The sequence below is a fragment of the Bacillus sp. FSL K6-6540 genome (assembly GCF_038007545.1).
This window is the reverse complement of record NZ_JBBOXH010000001.1, coordinates 916,672-932,488: the sequence shown is the minus strand read 5'-3', so window position 1 is coordinate 932,488 and position 15,817 is coordinate 916,672. Positions and strand designations below refer to the sequence as shown.

Annotated in this window: 13 protein-coding genes and 1 pseudogene; 3 read left to right on the top strand and 11 right to left on the bottom strand. The window is 52.1% G+C overall.

The annotated features are described in order from the left end of the window. Positions 1-31: 31 nt before the first annotated feature. The 9 genes and pseudogenes from MHH82_RS04065 to MHH82_RS04030 form a co-directional block, all read right to left on the bottom strand. Entirely contained in the window at positions 32-892 is an 861-nt protein-coding gene (locus tag MHH82_RS04065) for a transporter substrate-binding domain-containing protein (protein ID WP_012818964.1), read from the bottom strand. Positions 893-1,100: 208 nt separating this feature from the next. Then, the gene (locus MHH82_RS41620) at positions 1,101-1,949 is read right to left on the bottom strand and encodes a methyl-accepting chemotaxis protein (RefSeq protein ID WP_445661988.1); all 849 of its coding nucleotides are present in this window, start codon (positions 1,947-1,949) and stop codon (positions 1,101-1,103) included. 93 nt (positions 1,950-2,042) lie between these two features. Beyond that, positions 2,043-3,035 (bottom strand): annotated as a pseudogene (locus MHH82_RS41615) (HAMP domain-containing protein); the annotation flags it as partial. A gap of 518 nt (positions 3,036-3,553) precedes the next feature. Beyond that, positions 3,554-4,774 carry a sn-glycerol-1-phosphate dehydrogenase gene (locus MHH82_RS04055; RefSeq protein ID WP_340963529.1) on the bottom strand — a complete coding sequence of 407 codons (1,221 nt, stop codon included), beginning with the start codon at positions 4,772-4,774 and terminating at the stop codon, positions 3,554-3,556. Then, a complete protein-coding gene (locus MHH82_RS04050) occupies positions 4,771-5,538 on the bottom strand; it encodes a glycerophosphodiester phosphodiesterase family protein (protein WP_340963526.1) in 768 nt (255 codons plus the stop codon). Before MHH82_RS04050 ends, MHH82_RS04055 begins: the two co-directional genes overlap by 4 nt. Positions 5,539-5,564: 26 nt before the next feature. Then, positions 5,565-6,878, bottom strand: coding sequence for an ABC transporter substrate-binding protein (locus MHH82_RS04045; protein WP_340963523.1), 1,314 nt, complete (start codon positions 6,876-6,878; stop codon positions 5,565-5,567). 61 nt (positions 6,879-6,939) lie between these two features. Next, on the bottom strand, positions 6,940-7,773 hold the full coding sequence (locus tag MHH82_RS04040) for a carbohydrate ABC transporter permease (protein ID WP_277747812.1): 834 nt from the start codon (positions 7,771-7,773) through the stop codon (positions 6,940-6,942). Positions 7,774-7,811: 38 nt separating this feature from the next. Beyond that, positions 7,812-8,690, bottom strand: coding sequence for a carbohydrate ABC transporter permease (locus MHH82_RS04035; protein ID WP_012818958.1), 879 nt, complete (start codon positions 8,688-8,690; stop codon positions 7,812-7,814). Continuing rightward, on the bottom strand, positions 8,683-9,738 hold the full coding sequence (locus tag MHH82_RS04030) for an ABC transporter ATP-binding protein (RefSeq protein WP_340963517.1): 1,056 nt from the start codon (positions 9,736-9,738) through the stop codon (positions 8,683-8,685). Before MHH82_RS04030 ends, MHH82_RS04035 begins: the two co-directional genes overlap by 8 nt. A 362-nt stretch (positions 9,739-10,100) precedes the next feature. On the opposite strand from MHH82_RS04030, the gene MHH82_RS04025 reads away from it, so the two are divergent. After that, a complete protein-coding gene (locus MHH82_RS04025; protein ID WP_251501707.1) occupies positions 10,101-10,862 on the top strand; it encodes a DeoR/GlpR family DNA-binding transcription regulator in 762 nt (253 codons plus the stop codon). Positions 10,863-11,861: 999 nt separating this feature from the next. Here MHH82_RS04025 and MHH82_RS04020 read toward each other — a convergent pair. Both MHH82_RS04020 and MHH82_RS04015 read right to left on the bottom strand, forming a co-directional pair. After that, positions 11,862-12,899, bottom strand: a complete 1,038-nt coding sequence (locus MHH82_RS04020) for a lytic polysaccharide monooxygenase (RefSeq protein WP_251501705.1) — start codon at positions 12,897-12,899, stop codon at positions 11,862-11,864. 380 nt (positions 12,900-13,279) lie between these two features. Beyond that, positions 13,280-13,579: a hypothetical protein gene (locus tag MHH82_RS04015; protein WP_012818954.1), complete on the bottom strand. Its 300-nt coding sequence runs from the start codon at positions 13,577-13,579 to the stop codon at positions 13,280-13,282. Positions 13,580-13,784: 205 nt separating this feature from the next. Between MHH82_RS04015 and MHH82_RS04010 the strand changes: the two genes are divergently transcribed. Together MHH82_RS04010 and MHH82_RS04005 are read left to right on the top strand one after the other, a co-directional pair. After that, positions 13,785-15,200 (top strand): NAD-dependent malic enzyme, encoded by a 1,416-nt coding sequence (locus MHH82_RS04010; RefSeq protein ID WP_009590761.1) that lies wholly within the window; start codon positions 13,785-13,787, stop codon positions 15,198-15,200. Further along, the gene (locus MHH82_RS04005) at positions 15,193-15,798 is read left to right on the top strand and encodes a class I SAM-dependent methyltransferase (RefSeq protein ID WP_340963508.1); all 606 of its coding nucleotides are present in this window, start codon (positions 15,193-15,195) and stop codon (positions 15,796-15,798) included. Before MHH82_RS04010 ends, MHH82_RS04005 begins: the two co-directional genes overlap by 8 nt. Positions 15,799-15,817: the final 19 nt, after the last annotated feature.

The following is a 15,817-nucleotide window of genomic DNA, read 5'->3' as shown; positions in this document are numbered from 1 at the left end:
GATTGGCTATCTGTTTATAGCCTGATCCAACCTACTCCAGCCATTTTTTATGAATGTCCGCAAACTTGCCTTGCAGCTTCATTTCGTCGATCCACATTTCCAGATAGCTTGCATATTCAAAGTCGCCGCGAGGAATCATGTAGCCTTTTTCGCTGTTCGTGAACGGCTTGTCCGTCAAAGCGGCATACAGTCTGGAATCCGCCTTCGCATACGTGATCGCTTCGATTGTATCGGTGATCATCACGTCATACGTACCGTCTGCTACCAAATGCGGGATATCCAGGTTGTTCGGTACAACCGTCACATTCGCTTTGGTCAAGTGCTCGCGCACGAATACTTCGTTCGTTCCGCCCGGATTCACGCCGATGCGAACCGAAGGTTTATTGATGTCTTCAACCGTCAGGTATTTGTCTTTGTCTTCTGCACGGATCAATGGAGCTTTGCCGAAGGAAATGTACCCTTGGGATACATAAGCCGTTTTTTGTCTAGCCGTGTTGCGGGTAACGCCGCCCACTGCGATGTCGAACTTATCAGCTTGCAAGTCCTTCATCATGTTGGACCAAGTCGTGTTGACGTAGCGTACTTCCACGCCAAGGTCTTTACCGAGCTCTTCCATGGCGTCAACATCATAACCTTCATACTCTTTTGTAGCAGGATTCAAATATGTAAACGGTTTGTAATCCCCTGTCATACCAACCCGGATGTAGCCTCTTTCGATAATTTCGTCAAGCTGGGAAGCCGCTTGCTTCTTCAGTTGACCAGGTGCATTGGCCGAAGCGGATTTAGCCGATACCTCCGGTGATGTGAGGACCTCGTTTGCCGCAAAGCCCGTTGCTACCAATGATAAGCTGACTACCCCTGCCAGTAATACCTTTTTCCAATTTTTAGCCATGTTTTCGTTTCCTCCAGTTTTCTTCTAGTTGTACTTCCTGATGCCCTTTGGTGGGCAGCGGCATCGATCTGCCTTGAAACGTCGAACCTCTTCTTGCCGGTACTTCCTCTGACTTACTGCCTTGCACGCTTGCGATTTGAGCCGTTTTCCTTCCAGGCATCCCCCCTCTCAAGTACCCTTACGCGCGGTCCGTAAGATCCAGGGAATGCTAGAGACTGAATTTGCCGAGCTCTTTGCTGAGCTCCTGGGCGACCGTCTCCAGTTGTTTTACGGAGTTTGAAATCTCCTTGATGGTTGCAATCTGATCTTCCATGGCAGCCGTCACGTTCTGTGCATCATTGGAAGTCAGATCCGCAATGGATTTCAGCTCTTCAACCGAAGCGCTGACCTGTTCCGATCCAGCGGACATTTCTTCGGATGCTGCCGATACTTCCAGAATGTGATCCGCCACGTTGCGGGTCGCATTCAGAATGTTATCGAATTTCTCGCGCACATCTTCAATCAACGCAATGCCGTCCTGTACATCCTTACGGCTGACGTCCATGACCTGTACGGCGTTGATTGTGTCCTCGCGAATTTCCGTAATCAGCTTCGCTATCTGATCGGTCGAAACCTCGGACTGTCCCGCCAGCTTCTTGACTTCTTCAGCCACGACCGCAAAGCCGCGTCCATGCTCGCCCGCTCTGGCAGCCTCGATGGAAGCATTCAGGGACAGCAACCGGATTCGAGAGGTGACTTCCGTGATGAAGCTCAGAATTTGCTCGATTTCCGAGGAACGCTCATTCAAACGCTCAATCGCCGTGCCAACCTTGGACGTGCCCGCGCCGATGTTGCCGATCTGTTTCACGGCTTGTTCAACAACAACCGATCCGGTCTCCGCTTGGCTAGCAGCTTCCTGCGCGGCTTCGGACACCATCGAGGATGTCTCGGCGATTTTGACGATCCCGCTGGCCATGTCGCTCATGGATGTCGCGATTTCGTTGGAGCTTGAGGCGTGAGCTTGCGCTCCGCTGGCAATTTGGCGAATGGAGGATCCGATTCGGTCCACGCTGTCCATGGCCGTATCGACCCCGCTCGAGACGGCTTCCGTCACCGACATGACCTGGCGGGAGGAATCGTTCACGCCGAGGACCAGATGCTTCAGATGCGATACCGTCTGGTTGAAATCGCTGGAAAGAACGGCCACCTCATCCTTGCCGCTAACCTGAATGGTCTTGGTCAAATCGCCTGCTGCGACTTCCTTCACAGCCGTGTTGAGCCTGCGGATCGGCCGGACGATCTGGGCCGTGAACCAAATTGCTGCAGCGGCGGATACGACCAGGGCCGCAACCGAGATAATGACTAACGTAAACGACATCTCCTTGATTGGAGCATTCAGCTCATGGGTCGGTGCCGTCACGAAGACCCCCCAGTTCAAGTTGGACGGTGCATAAGCCGCCGAATACTCGGTACCTTCCAATACATAATCGAACTCGCCTGGTCTGCCCTGGCTGACCTCTTCGTAGGCCTTCGTTAATCCGGCGCTGTTAACGTCCTTCACGTTGGATTGAAGGACAAGTTCCTCTTGCGGATACCACATGAACGTCCCCGATTTGCTCAGAAGAAAGGCATATCCGGTGTCTCCGAACGTTTGGGATGAGACTGTTTTCTGAACTTCGTTGATCGGAAGGGTGGAGCCCATGTAGCCGTACTGTTTTCCATCCTTCATCAGCGGAATGATCATCGTAACGATGTTATTGCCCGTCCGTTTGGAAAGCACCGGCTCCGACACGACCAGCTTGCCTTCGCCCTTCCCGGCTTCCTGATAATGGACGCGGTCGGACACGTCGGTCACCTCGCCCAGAAAGTTAATGACGTTCTTCCCCGTCAAATCGTACGAGAAGAAGAAGGTCTCAAATTCCTTGTTCACTTCCTGCGCAGCCTGAATCAACTGCAGATCCTGCTCTTTGTTACCCGTAATGAATTTCCCGATGCTTTCCACCTTGGCAATCTCCACATCAAGAAATTGGTCGATCTGAAGCGCAAGCTTCTCAGCGCTAAGCTGAGCTTCCTTGTCCAAGCTCTCCTGCAGCAAGTCAGATGACCGACTGTAAGTTACGGCAAAAACGGATCCAAGACTGACTAGCAAGAGCAAACAAATCATTGTAATCATCTTTTGCTTAAGACTCTTTAGCATGCTGTAAATCCTCCCCCAATAAGTAGCGCTTAGGTCCTATCCGATCATTCGTCCAAAATTTTTGCAAGTGCTCTTTTTTCTGTAAGGACTTTCTCTCTACATACAAAAACGAACAGGCAATGTCGAAAAATGTTGGTGTAAAATGGGAGATAAGACTCCGCTTTATAAGTTATCGGTAGCATTTGTCCAATTTTTGAGAGTTTGGCGAAACTTTTTACATAATTCGACTTTTAGGTCGTTTATGTAAAAATAGATGGGTGATAGTTCTAAATGCCTATTCAAATGAAAGAAATTACATATATCTTTAGACCTTGTTAGTGATCGGCATCGGCGGCACCACCCTCAGTCTTTGGGGCGCTGGCCGTCTTCGTAAGGCCGGGCGGAATCAAAGCACAGCTGCAGAAAAGCCAAAAAGGCTGCCCCATTGAAGCAGAAGGATCTGCTTGAGGGACAGCCTTATTTCACTCGTCGACCCTTAACCTGCCTTAATGGACAAACAAGGATCTTTGTTCGTTGTAAGCGTGGAGCAGCGTGTAGCGGCTGTATCGAACCTTGTGGGCCTCAGCCAGGCTCCGTTCCAGCAGCCCATCGCCGATCGGAAGCTCCGACACCCCGGCCGGTCCGCCTACCATGCGCATCAGATCGCCCAGCACATCCGGCTCCGGGAGATGCGTAATATGCCACCGGATGTCGTTCCACTGCAGCGCCATTCGCCGTTTTATATCTTCCGCACCCGGGGAGGAGCCTCCGTTCAGCTCAATCCCCTGCTCTCCGATACGATGATACAGCTTCGAGATTTCCACGCAAGCGGCTCCTACTTTGGCACCGTGCAGCAGCTGTTTCTTCCCTAGACGGATAAACTCCATCTCCCAATAATGGGACAGGTGATGCTCCGAACCCGAAGCCGGATGGGATTGACCGAACAGCAGCATCGCCAGTCCGGATTCGACGAGCGCCCCCATCAAGATGCGTACGCCCTCCTCGCTCCGCTTCGCAATCTGTTCCACCGCGTTCACGCACTGGCTGAGCGCGGATTTCGTCATATCCGCCGAAATTTGCAAATAGGGCTCGTCGGCCACCAAACTGCCAAACCTCCAGTCGAACAGCGATGTGTACTTGCCCAGCATATCCCCGAATCCGGCCGCGGTTAACTGGGAGGGAGCAGCCATGAGAATATCGACGTCCGCGAATATCGCGCTCGGTCCGATGGCCGGAATCGTTATCTTCTCGCCCCGTATAATGATCGGCGCTCCCTTGGAATTAAATCCATCCACCGATGCGGCCGTAGGTATGGAGATGAACGGAACGCCCGCGGTATAGGCGGAGTACCGGCTAATATCGTGAATCGTCCCTCCGCCTACCGCCAGCACCGCCTTCGCTCCGCTATGCTGGATATCCAATATGACCTGGACCAGGGATACTTCATCCGCGATGACATCTCCCTTCCGGTCCGGAAGCAGCCGGGTGACCTGGACCCCAATCGAGGATTTCGCGAGCAGATTCGAAAGCTTCTGGCCCGCTTGGTCATAGGTATTGCCGTCCACGACCATGACCACCGAGGTCCACCGTTTCGTCTCAAGGTAGCCCGCCACCTCGTCTAATGCTCCGTGCTGGATCTGAACCAGCTCTACTTCGTCCAGATTCGCAAGCTGATGGGCCGGTAAATCCGCTGCTAGACTCCGGACATTCGATAAAATGGAGGTCATATCCGCGTACCCTTCTTTCCGGTAACCGCCATCGCCGGCAGCGGGTCATTGCAGGTCATGCCGGTAACCCCGCACTCCAGCGAATACCGGACGCCCTGCTCATCGTCCGGGCAATAGCTCCAGACCAGCAGACCCTGTGCCTGGAACCGGGCAACGAGTTCCGGCGTAAGCAGTGACATCTCCACGCCGATCCCCCACATTTTGGCGTAGGTGCCCTCCTCCCCGAAGTCAAAGCCGGACATTTTCTCGCCCGGAAACCCCTGAGTCTTTTGGCCATGCGTTTCATGGATATAGGTCAGAACCTGAGCATCGAAGCAGGTGAATACGCAGCGCGGCAGGTACCCGTACCGGTTCAGTAAGTCCATCGCCAGGTCGGCGGCCTCTTGGGCATCGGGACTGGGCTTAATCTCCACGTTGCATAAAACCTCGGGGTATTCCCGAAGCAGTTCGCAAAGCTCCGTAAGCGTCGGGATCTTCAAGCCTTCGAATTCCCGGGCAAACCAGCCGCCCGCATCTAAGCCCTTCAGCTCCGCAAGCGTGTAATCCCTTACCTCGCCGGCACCATTGGTCGTACGCTGAACCGTTGCATCATGGATAACCACCACCTCCTTATCCTTCGTCAGCCGAAGATCAAACTCCAGCATGTCAACGCCTAACTCCAGTGCCTTGCGAAAGGCCAGCAGCGTATTTTCCGGATAAGCCGATTTATACCCGCGATGTGCAGCCACCATCATAGAGGATGGCTCCCGTAGTCGTTCGATCATATATCCTGCCACTCCTTTACCTGTTGTTATTGGGCCAAAATCCGCTCCGTCTCTTTCTTGAAGGTATCCAGCGTCGCCGGGATATCCTTGCTGTCGTACATGATCGCTTCCATGGCCGAGAAGAACTCATGCATAATCTCAGGCCATGCCACATCCTTATTGGTATCCGTAGCGAATTCCAGCTGATCATAGGCGACTTTGCGGTTCGGTTCTTTGGCCCACAGTTCTTGGATCTTCTCCGACTCCACCATCTTCTTCGTGAAAGGCAGGTAACCGGATTGCAAAATAAATTCAAGAGCGCCTTCCTCTTCCATCTCCATCCACCGGATGAACTCCCATGCCGCTTCCTTGTTCTTGGAGGAAGACAGCATCGTCACGTTCGCGCCTCCGGTCGGATTCGCATATACTTCGTCCTTAGGCAGGAATGCCGTCACGTAATCGAAATCCACCGCGCTGGACAATCCGCCGATCGATCCCGTGGATTGGTACATCATCCCGACTTTGCCTTCCACAAACATGCTGTTTACGATGTTGCCGGAATCCTGAGCGGGCGGATAATACAATGCGCCCGTGCTTTGCAGGTCTTTCAGGTAAGTGAACATTTTGGCACCGGCACCATTATCCGAAAAGCCGATCGACGTATTGTCGTCATTGAAGAACGTGCCGCCGGCTTGCGAAATCATGGCAATCGGATACCATGTGTCGTAGGGCATCGTGACGCCGTATCGCTTATACTCGCTGCCTTCCTTGACGACCAGCGCGTTCGCGACCTCCTTCATTTCCTCCCATGTCGTCGGGATTTGAAGCCCGAGCTCATCCAGCAAGGTTTTGTTCACGTGCAGGATCGGGGTGGAACGGTTCAGCGGCAGCGACACCAATTGATCATTGAAGGTGGAGTGTCCCATTAAACCGGCAGTGAAGTCGTCCGCGCTGATGCCGGAGCCTTCAAGAAAAGACGTCAGATCCTCAAGGACCTCCGAATCCGCGAACATCTGGATGTAGGCTCGCTCGAGCATGCTGACATCCGGGCCGGTGCCGGATGCAATCGCCTGCTGCAGCTTGGTTACCGTTTCGTCGTAGCTGCCCTGGAAGGTGCCTACGACTTCGATATCCTCATGGGATGCATTAAAGCGCTGAATGAGCGCATCCATGTATTCCCCGTTCTTGCCTCCCAGCGAGTGCCAGAACTGCACCGTGGTTTTCCCCTTGTCTCCGGACGGGGCTTCGGTTCCCCCGCTTCCCGGTGCTTCGCCGGGCTCGGCCGAACCTCCTCCACCGCATGCGGCAAGCAAACTGAACAGCAGGATGACGGATAGGCGTGTATACCATTTGGATTTCATGGGATTCATTCCTCCATTAATTATTCGATTATGAATGGCTGAAACCTGTCATTTCCTGTAATTATTTAATGCCTGAATAAACAAAAGCCTTCACGATGTGCTTCGAACAGAACAAATATACAAGCAGGATGGGCACCACCAGAATCACGTTGCCAGCCATGATGATATGCCAGTTGCTGATGCCCTCGGTCTCCCGCAGCATGGCGATCCCCAAGGTCAGCGGCCGGACGGCTGCCGAATCGGTCATGACAAGCGGCCAAAAATAGTCGTTCCAATGACTGACGAAGCTGAACAACGCAATGGTGGCGAGTGCCGGCTTCGACATGGGGATCATGATCTTCCGGATGATTTTGAACTCGCTGGCGTTATCCAGGCGGGCCGCTTCGATGATTTCCTCCGGAATCTGCATGAAGTATTGCCGCAGCAGGAAGATGCCGAAGGCATTCGAAACGAACGGAATAATCTGCGGGAGCAGGGTTTTGACCAATCCCCAATCCGCCATCATCAGATAAACCGGAATGAACGTAACCTGTCCCGGGATCATGAAGGCCAGCAGGATCATGCCGAACAGCAGCGTTTTTCCCGGGAATTTATACTTGGCAAAAGCATACGCGGCCGGAATCATGATCAGGAACTGCAGTACGATGATGGAACCGGTGACGACAACCGAGTTCCTGAAATAGGTCAGGAAAGGCCCCGCGTTCATCGCTTCCGCGAAATTCCCCCACTGCGGCGAAGCCGGAATCCACGTCGGCGGAAACGTCATCGTCTCCCGGAATGTCTGGAGCGATGTGGAGATCATCCACAGGAACGGAAAGATGAAAATCATGAGCACTGCAGCCTTCAGCAAATAGCCCAGCGCCGTCCATACGATTTTTAAGTCAAAGGTCTTCAAACCGTGCCTCCTTTCTTCGTGGCCAAAGCCTTATAGCCTTATTGATAGTGGACCTTCTTGGATAACAGCCGGAAATAGATGAACGTGAGCAATCCGATAATGGCCATGAGCACAACGCCTGTCGCAGCCGAATAACCGATATTGGTCGTTCGGAATCCGTATATGTAGTACACAAGCGTCGTCGTTGCATTATTTGGTCCTCCACCTGTCATCACCTGAACGGTGTCGAATACCTTGAAGGAGCCGATCGTCATGATGATGAGAATAAAAAACAGCTGCGGCGAAATCATCGGCAGTGTGATTTTGTAAAACACCTTGAACTTGCTCGCATTATCCAGCGCGGCCGCTTCATAAATGCTCGGCGATATGCTCTGCAAGGCTGCCACGATAATCAGGGTGTAATAGCCGATGGCCTGCCAGACCGACACGATAATGACCGACATCAACGCGGTCTTGGAGCTTTGAAGCCATGCGGACGGCGGGAGTCCAACCAGCTTGAGCAGATAGTTGAGCAGTCCTTGATTCGGCTCCATCAGCCACAGCCAGACCAGCGAGATCGATACGATGGATACGACGTGCGGCGTGAAAATCCCGGCCTGGACGATCGAATTGAAACGACCTTTCTTGTTCAGCCATACGGCGATCAGCAGGGACAGCAGCATGGTCAAAATGACGACCCCAGCCGTATAGACGGAGGTGTTCCAGAGTGCTTTGTAGAAATCCCCGCGCCCCAGAATCTGCGTGAAATTGTCCAATCCGACAAATTTGCTCTTGTCTTTGTTCATCAGGTTGTATTTGAACAAGCTTAAGTAAATCAAATAACCTACCGGATACATCACGAACAGCAGGATACCCGCCATGGCTGGCGCGATCAGCACATAGGGCCTGATCCCTTCCCAGATCCTCCTCTTATCCATGGGCCAGCCCTCTCAGCCGCTCCATGAACTCCCTGTGGCGGTTGTCCTTCTCGTCCACCCGGTTCTCATCCGGACCGAAGAAAAACAATTGGTCGGCCGGCACGCCGAGACAGACCTGCTGATCGACATGGTATCTGTCATCCGGACATTTCACCATGAATGCATGACCATCGGTCGTCTTCACCTGATAAATCGTCTCGGAGCCCAGCATTTCTCGCGTGATGACCTCGCCCTTGGCCGTGTAGTGAAACGATTCCGGTTCCGTGCCGATCACAACGCTTTCCGGACGGAACCCGAACGTCGCGCGATCGTCCCCCAGCGGCGCAATGTTCATGGGAGGAACCCCGATGAACTGGGCCGCAAACAGATTGCTGGGCTTGCGGTACACCACTTCGGGCGGCGCCTCCTGCTGAATGACCCCTTTGTTCATCAGCACGATGGTATCCGCCATCGACATGGCCTCAATTTGGTCATGGGTCACGTAAACAAAGGTCGTCCCGAGCTTCTTGTGCAGCTCGATCAGCTCGATCCGCATCTGAACCCTCAGCTTGGCGTCCAGATTGGACAACGGTTCATCCATCAGGAAGACGGACGGATCCTTAACCATGGCCCGGGCTAAAGCCACCCGCTGCCGTTGTCCGCCGGACAAGGTGGAGGGCTTGCGGTCTAAATAATCGTTCAGTCCCACGGTTGCCCCTATGGTTTCCACCAGTCGCTTACGCTCGGCTTTGGGAACCTTATTGTTCACGAGGCCGAATTCGATATTCTCGCGGACCGACATCGTCGGGTAAATGGCGTAGTTCTGAAACACCATGGCCACGCCGCGCTTCCCCGATGCAATGCGCGTGACATCCTTGCCGTCGATCAGAACGGAACCGGAGGTTTGAGGGTCTATGCCCGCAATCATCCTTAGGAGCGTTGTTTTCCCGCACCCTGAAGGGCCGACCAGCACGGTGAATTTTCCGTCCTCGATGGTAAGATCCAAGTCCTGTATGACGGTTTGACGATCAAACGACTTGCTCACTTTCACAAATTCAATGGATGCCAAGAGCGATCCCCCTCACCAATGTGTAATGATGCTGTCATGACAAGCGAAAAAATGAACGATTCCATAACATGAAATCCCTTACATGCACCTGATAATAAGTACGCATCAAATGCACATGTAATGATCACTTTTGTTCATTTTTATTTAATTCGATTGTAGATCTGCAATATTAGGAGAGTGTTAGGCCTTCGTACGGATTGTGTAAATTCGCTTCGCAGCAAGGGATTTAACATGGCATTAACATAACGGGAGTACACTAGATAGATATGGAGCCCATTAAGCATAAAAAAGCAAAAGTGCGCATTGTATGTACAAACGCACTCTGCTGCTCATTGTCCAATTAGGAAGGGAGAAATTATCGATTGCTGGCACACGAACGAAAGAAAAGGATCATTGATTACGTAAGGCAATACCGTACGGCAACGGTTGCCGCCCTGGCATCCGAATTCGGCGTCCACACGGCCACCATTCGCCGCGATCTGGCGGAGATTGAACAGGAAGGCGCTTTGAAGCGCACGCATGGCGGGGTCATCATGGAGCAATGGACGCATAACGAGCCATCCTTTAATGAACGGACCAACTTTCATCGGGACGAAAAAATACGCATCGGCCAGCTCGCGGCTTCACTCGTGGAAGACGGGGAAAATATCATCATCGATTCGGGGACAACCACCCTTCATATTGCTACGCATCTTGTGCACCGCTCGGACATTACCGTCATAACCAACGATATGAACGTTGCCGTCGAACTTCGCGATGCTCCGGGCATCAAAGTCATCCTGACCGGCGGGGAGCTGTACCCCTCGAGCTATATGCTAAACGGCATGTTTACCGACCATGTGCTGAAATCCCTGCATGTTGAGAAAGCGTTCATCGGCACCCCTGCCCTGCATCCCCAGCATGGCCTCATGCACCCGGAGGCGCTGCTCGTCCCGGCCAAGCAGAACATGATTCAGGCCGCCGGCGAAATTGTCGTAGTCACCGACCACAGCAAGATCGGCAAGCTGTCCCTGCATACGGTCGCTCCCAACAGCGCCATTCATACACTCGTTACCGGCAACGAGGCTTCCGACTCGGATGTCAAGCCTTTTCAGGATCGGGGCATCACCGTTTACAGGGTTTGAGGCTAGCAAACTTTGCATGCCTTTGCGGACCGTGGCACCTTTGCATACTTTCGTACTTTTGCGTACCTTGGCATGCCTTTGCATACCTTCGTATCTTTGCGGACCTTGGCATGCCTTTGCATACCTTCGTACCTTTGCGTACCTTGGCGTACCGGCATATTTTTGCATACCTTCGTACCTTTGCATACCTTGGCATTGCCTGAACATACTTCTTGCAGAAAGCACGAAAGGCACCCAGGGGGTGCCTTTTTCAAGCTGCTGCTCGCCAGCGGCTTGCTCATTTATATTCCACTGCTATGTTTACCATCCATACTCGCTTTTTTCGCGATCCCTGCTTAGACCAAAAGAGCAATAAGCAGAAATTCACGGAACGTCCATAAATAAATCGCCATGTCATTCAATATGTCCAAAACTCAACGCTCGACAGCCAATCCAAGCATGCCCCGGACCACGCACCGTGCGCACAGGGAGCACAGGGAGCAGTGCGGACGATGTACTTGTTCTTTGGTATAAGGACTTCCTAACGGACTCAGAATACCTTATTTCATCGAAAACAACCCTTTTAGTAACTTTAGCGGACCCAGCGGACCTTATTTGCTGTTTTAATCGGTATTTGCTCCCGTATTTATCATAATAGCGGATCTGGAGTCCGGTACATTGTGAAAAATCGGGTTATGATCTTGAATAACGGAACTAGGGTCCGTTTAAGTTGGCGAAAGTCATGAAATCATCGAAGGAAGAACATCGACGGTCAGTGAACCCACAATATTTCTATAGGTAATTCCAAGCCATCAGGGTCAATGCGCAGCCGACGGAAGCTATCTCCTCTACGCTTATTAGAAGCTATCTCCTCTATACTTATTAGTGGAAGTAAAAAAAGGAAATATACCACCCGCATAGCGGGTGGTTCTTTGTTTCGCGCGGTTCACGCACTCAACTGGCTAAAGCCTAAGAAAAATCCGGCAGTCATTAGACGCCGGATCCTGTCAAACGATCGATTTAAGGGATAACCTTCCAAACTTCGGCAGATCCAGGTGTTTCGCCTTGAGTCCACCATCTTGCTTCATAGTTCACGCCATTGTGGCTGACTTTGCTGCCGCCTAAATAAACGGCTGTTGCGCTCCATGCCGGATAGGTCGTGGAACTTCCGGATGTTGAAACCGTAAGCGGAGCCGATGCCGATGATTTACTGCCTGAGCTGCTGACGGCTACCACAGTGTACGTATAGGACGTTCCTGCGGTTAGCCCCGTGTTGGTATAAGAGGTTGAAGTCGATGTACCCACAAGGGATCCGTTACGGTAGATTTCATAACTGGAAGCCCCGGTGGAAGCTGTCCAGGCCAAGGATACGCTGCTGCTTGTTTGGGATGGGGAAGTAAGTCCTGTCGGTGCCGGAACGCCTGGGTTCGGAGTTCCGCCGCCACCGCCGAAGTCTACATCGATGACGTTATAGAAAGCGTTAGCCGTGTCAGCTACTTCCCATACCGCCAGAATGACATGGTAACCGGACTTGGCAGGAACGTTACAAGTGGATGCATAGTTTGTCGGAGGTTTTACGCCGCCGTAGTTAATGGAGCAGAAAGGCGTCAGATCGAACGAAGCTCTGCTCAGCGGAGCATTTTGATCCCAGCCGTCTTTCGTAATGTAGTATTTCCAGCTTGCCGTCGCATGGTTGGCCGTCAAATGCCATTGGAACGTCGTGGTTCCCGGGGAAATGCTTACTTTGCTCCAGCGAGTTGCGGACTGCTCATCGAGTTTAGGGAACGCGCCGCCTGCACTCGCGATTTTGCCATCGGCGGGACCTGCGTTCGGCCAGCCTTTAGGAGCTTCCAAGCTTTGCGGCTCATACACGATGGCGCCGCAATCGGTGTTTTGCCCCTGCTTACACAGAATGGCGCGGCTTCCTGGAGAATCGACATATCCGTGGGCAGAAGCTTTATCCGCAAATAAAACCATGAACAAGGTCATCAACAACATCGTGGAACCCGCAATGATCAAATTCTTGAGCCAAGCTTTGTTCGGCAAACTTAAAGTCATACAATTAATCCTCCTTTAATATAAAAGATAATAAATAAAGCGTTTACACAACCTCCGGCTGCTAAAGGCCACCTCCCCTTCTTTGATACAGTAGTTGCCCTCTTAACTTACAGATAACTTGACTGAACTTGGAAATCTTCCACAATCATTGTCCAAGCTTTACCAGTACTATCATTATTTTAAAGCATCTGGAAGTCGTATCCCATAACACTAATCAACGATTTGTTACACATTTCAATGAAATTGGATAAATATGTAACCTGAAATGTTATGAAAACACACGGAACTTGCAGAAAAAAATCGCAAAAAAAAGCATGCCTCCCCTGGGGGAATCATGCTTTCATCCATGCTGTTCGATCCGTTCAGACCGCGCAGCAACTCTATTCCACGCCGTCCCTAAAATGCTTCTTGTAATGTTTATCCCCTTTATGCTCCAAATCCTCGATCGTAAGCTCCAGGGTATGAATAATCTGTTCCTTGACCTGATTCAACGTGTCAAAATACACGTTCTCCTCCGCTCCAACGATGCGTGTGCCACTAAGTGCCTGAACGGCCTGGTAAACCCGGTGCTGTTCGGCCAAATCATCGACGGCCTGCAGCGTATGTTTCATCTGAAGGAACAGATCCTTATGATGCTGGGTGGTCAAACGTTTTTCAAGCTCCTCGATTCTGGCATTCATGGCAGCTCTCTCCTTCGCAATAAGATGCTTTCGATTATACTTCCTTGGAATCCCCTTTTCCAATAAATTCTTCTTATATATATCACGGTTTCTTTACGGTGAAACAGGAAATTGACCACTGCTCAGCGAACTATGATAACGTTAACATTTTGCATAACTACATACACTGAGAATGACGAAATCGATCAAACATTTGGAGGTAACAATGGAAAACAACGGACTCGGAGGAAAGAGCATTATCCTCAGACTAGAAATGAATACTCAAGAGATCAAATTCGGTGAAGTTGCATCCGCCATATTTGAAGCCGGGGGAGACATGGTTGCCATCGACGTCATTCAAGCCAGCGGCCACATTACCGTACGCGATATTACCATTACGGTCACCGACAGCGTCGATATCGAAAAAATTACAAATACAGTAAAACATTTAAAAGGCGTTCGGCTCGTCAATGTTTCGGACCGCACTTTCCTGCTGCATCTCGGCGGCAAGATCGAAACCCAGCCCAAAATCCCTATCCAAAACCGCGATGACCTATCTCGCGTCTATACGCCTGATGTGGCCCGCGTATGCTCGGCCATTCAGGAGGATCCGAAAAAAGCCTACACGCTCACGATTAAAAGAAATACGGTGGCCGTTATTTCGGACGGAAGCGCCGTGCTCGGTTTGGGCAATATCGGCCCTTATGCCGCCATGCCGGTCATGGAAGGGAAGTCGATGCTCTTCAAACAGCTGGCCGGCGTAGACTCCTTCCCGATTTGCCTTGACACCCAGGACACCGAAGAGATTATAGCCTGCATCAAAGCGATGGCGCCGGCATTTGGCGGCATTAACCTGGAGGACATTTCCTCTCCGCGCTGCTTCGAGATTGAACAGAGACTGCGCGACGAGCTGGATATCCCCGTATTCCACGATGATCAGCACGGTACGGCGGTCGTTCTGTACGCTGCGCTGATCAACGCCCTGAAAATCGTCGGAAAATCCATCGATAACGTTCGGGTCGTTGTGTGCGGAATCGGGGCTGCCGGGGTGGCATGCAGTAAAATCCTCCTGTCGGCCGGCGTTAAGGACATCATCGGCGTCGACCGCGAAGGTGCGCTGGTTGCTGGAAGAGAATACAGTAATAGTATGTGGCAATGGTATGCTGAGCATACGAACCCGAACAAAGTCGAAGGTTCCCTGCGCCAAGTGATCCAAGGTGCCGACGTGTTCATCGGCCTTTCCGCAGGCGGCCTGCTTCGCCGCGAAGACGTACAAGCCATGGCTGATCAACCGATCGTATTCGCGATGGCCAACCCTACGCCGGAGATCAGACCCGAAGAGGTCGAAGATATTGTGGGCGTCATTGCGACCGGACGTTCGGATTATCCGAACCAGATCAATAACGTCCTCTGCTTCCCGGGTATTTTCCGCGCAGCCCTGGACTGCAGAGCAACTACGATTAATGAGGAAATGAAGCTGGCCGCAGCCGAAGCCATTGCATCCGCCGTATCGGACGAGGAACGCAACCCGTCGTATATCATTCCGAGCGTGTTCAACCAGAACGTCGTAAAGGCCATTCGTGAGCTTGTCGTGAAAGCAGCGGTCAAGACAGGGGTTGCCCGGAGAATTCCGCGTGAATAAGAATTCCCTCATCCGAAAGTTCAATAAACAAGCTCCTATATATGAAAGGAACACCAGGCAGCGCAAACTCGGAGAATGGAGACAGCGACTGCTTCAGGGGGTTGAGGGCAAAGTGCTCGAGGTAGCTGTCGGCGCCGGCGCCAACTTCCCCTTCTATCATCCTGATACGGTGGACGTAACGGCAGTCGATTTCAGTCCCGAGATGTTAACCCGGGCGCGCCAAATGGCATCCGAGCTTGGCATTCGGGCCACTTTCCTGGAACGGGACATCGAGACCCTGGAGCTGCCGGAACGTTCCTACGACTGCGTGGTTTCCACCCTGTCGCTATGCGGCTATGAAGACCCGGTAAAGGCATTGAACAACATCAACCGCTGGGCGAAACCCGGCGGCCGCATTTATTTGCTGGAGCACGGCATGAGCACGAACCGGCTGCTCGGCGCCGTGCAGCATCTCGTCAACCCCGCGGCACGGCGGATATCCGGGTGTCATTATAACCGGGACATGATCGATATCGTGAATGCCTCGGATCTGAACATCGTCAAGACGGAACGCTATTGGAACGGAATCATCCATCTGATCTGGGCCCAAGCAACCTGACCGTTCATACATACATTCA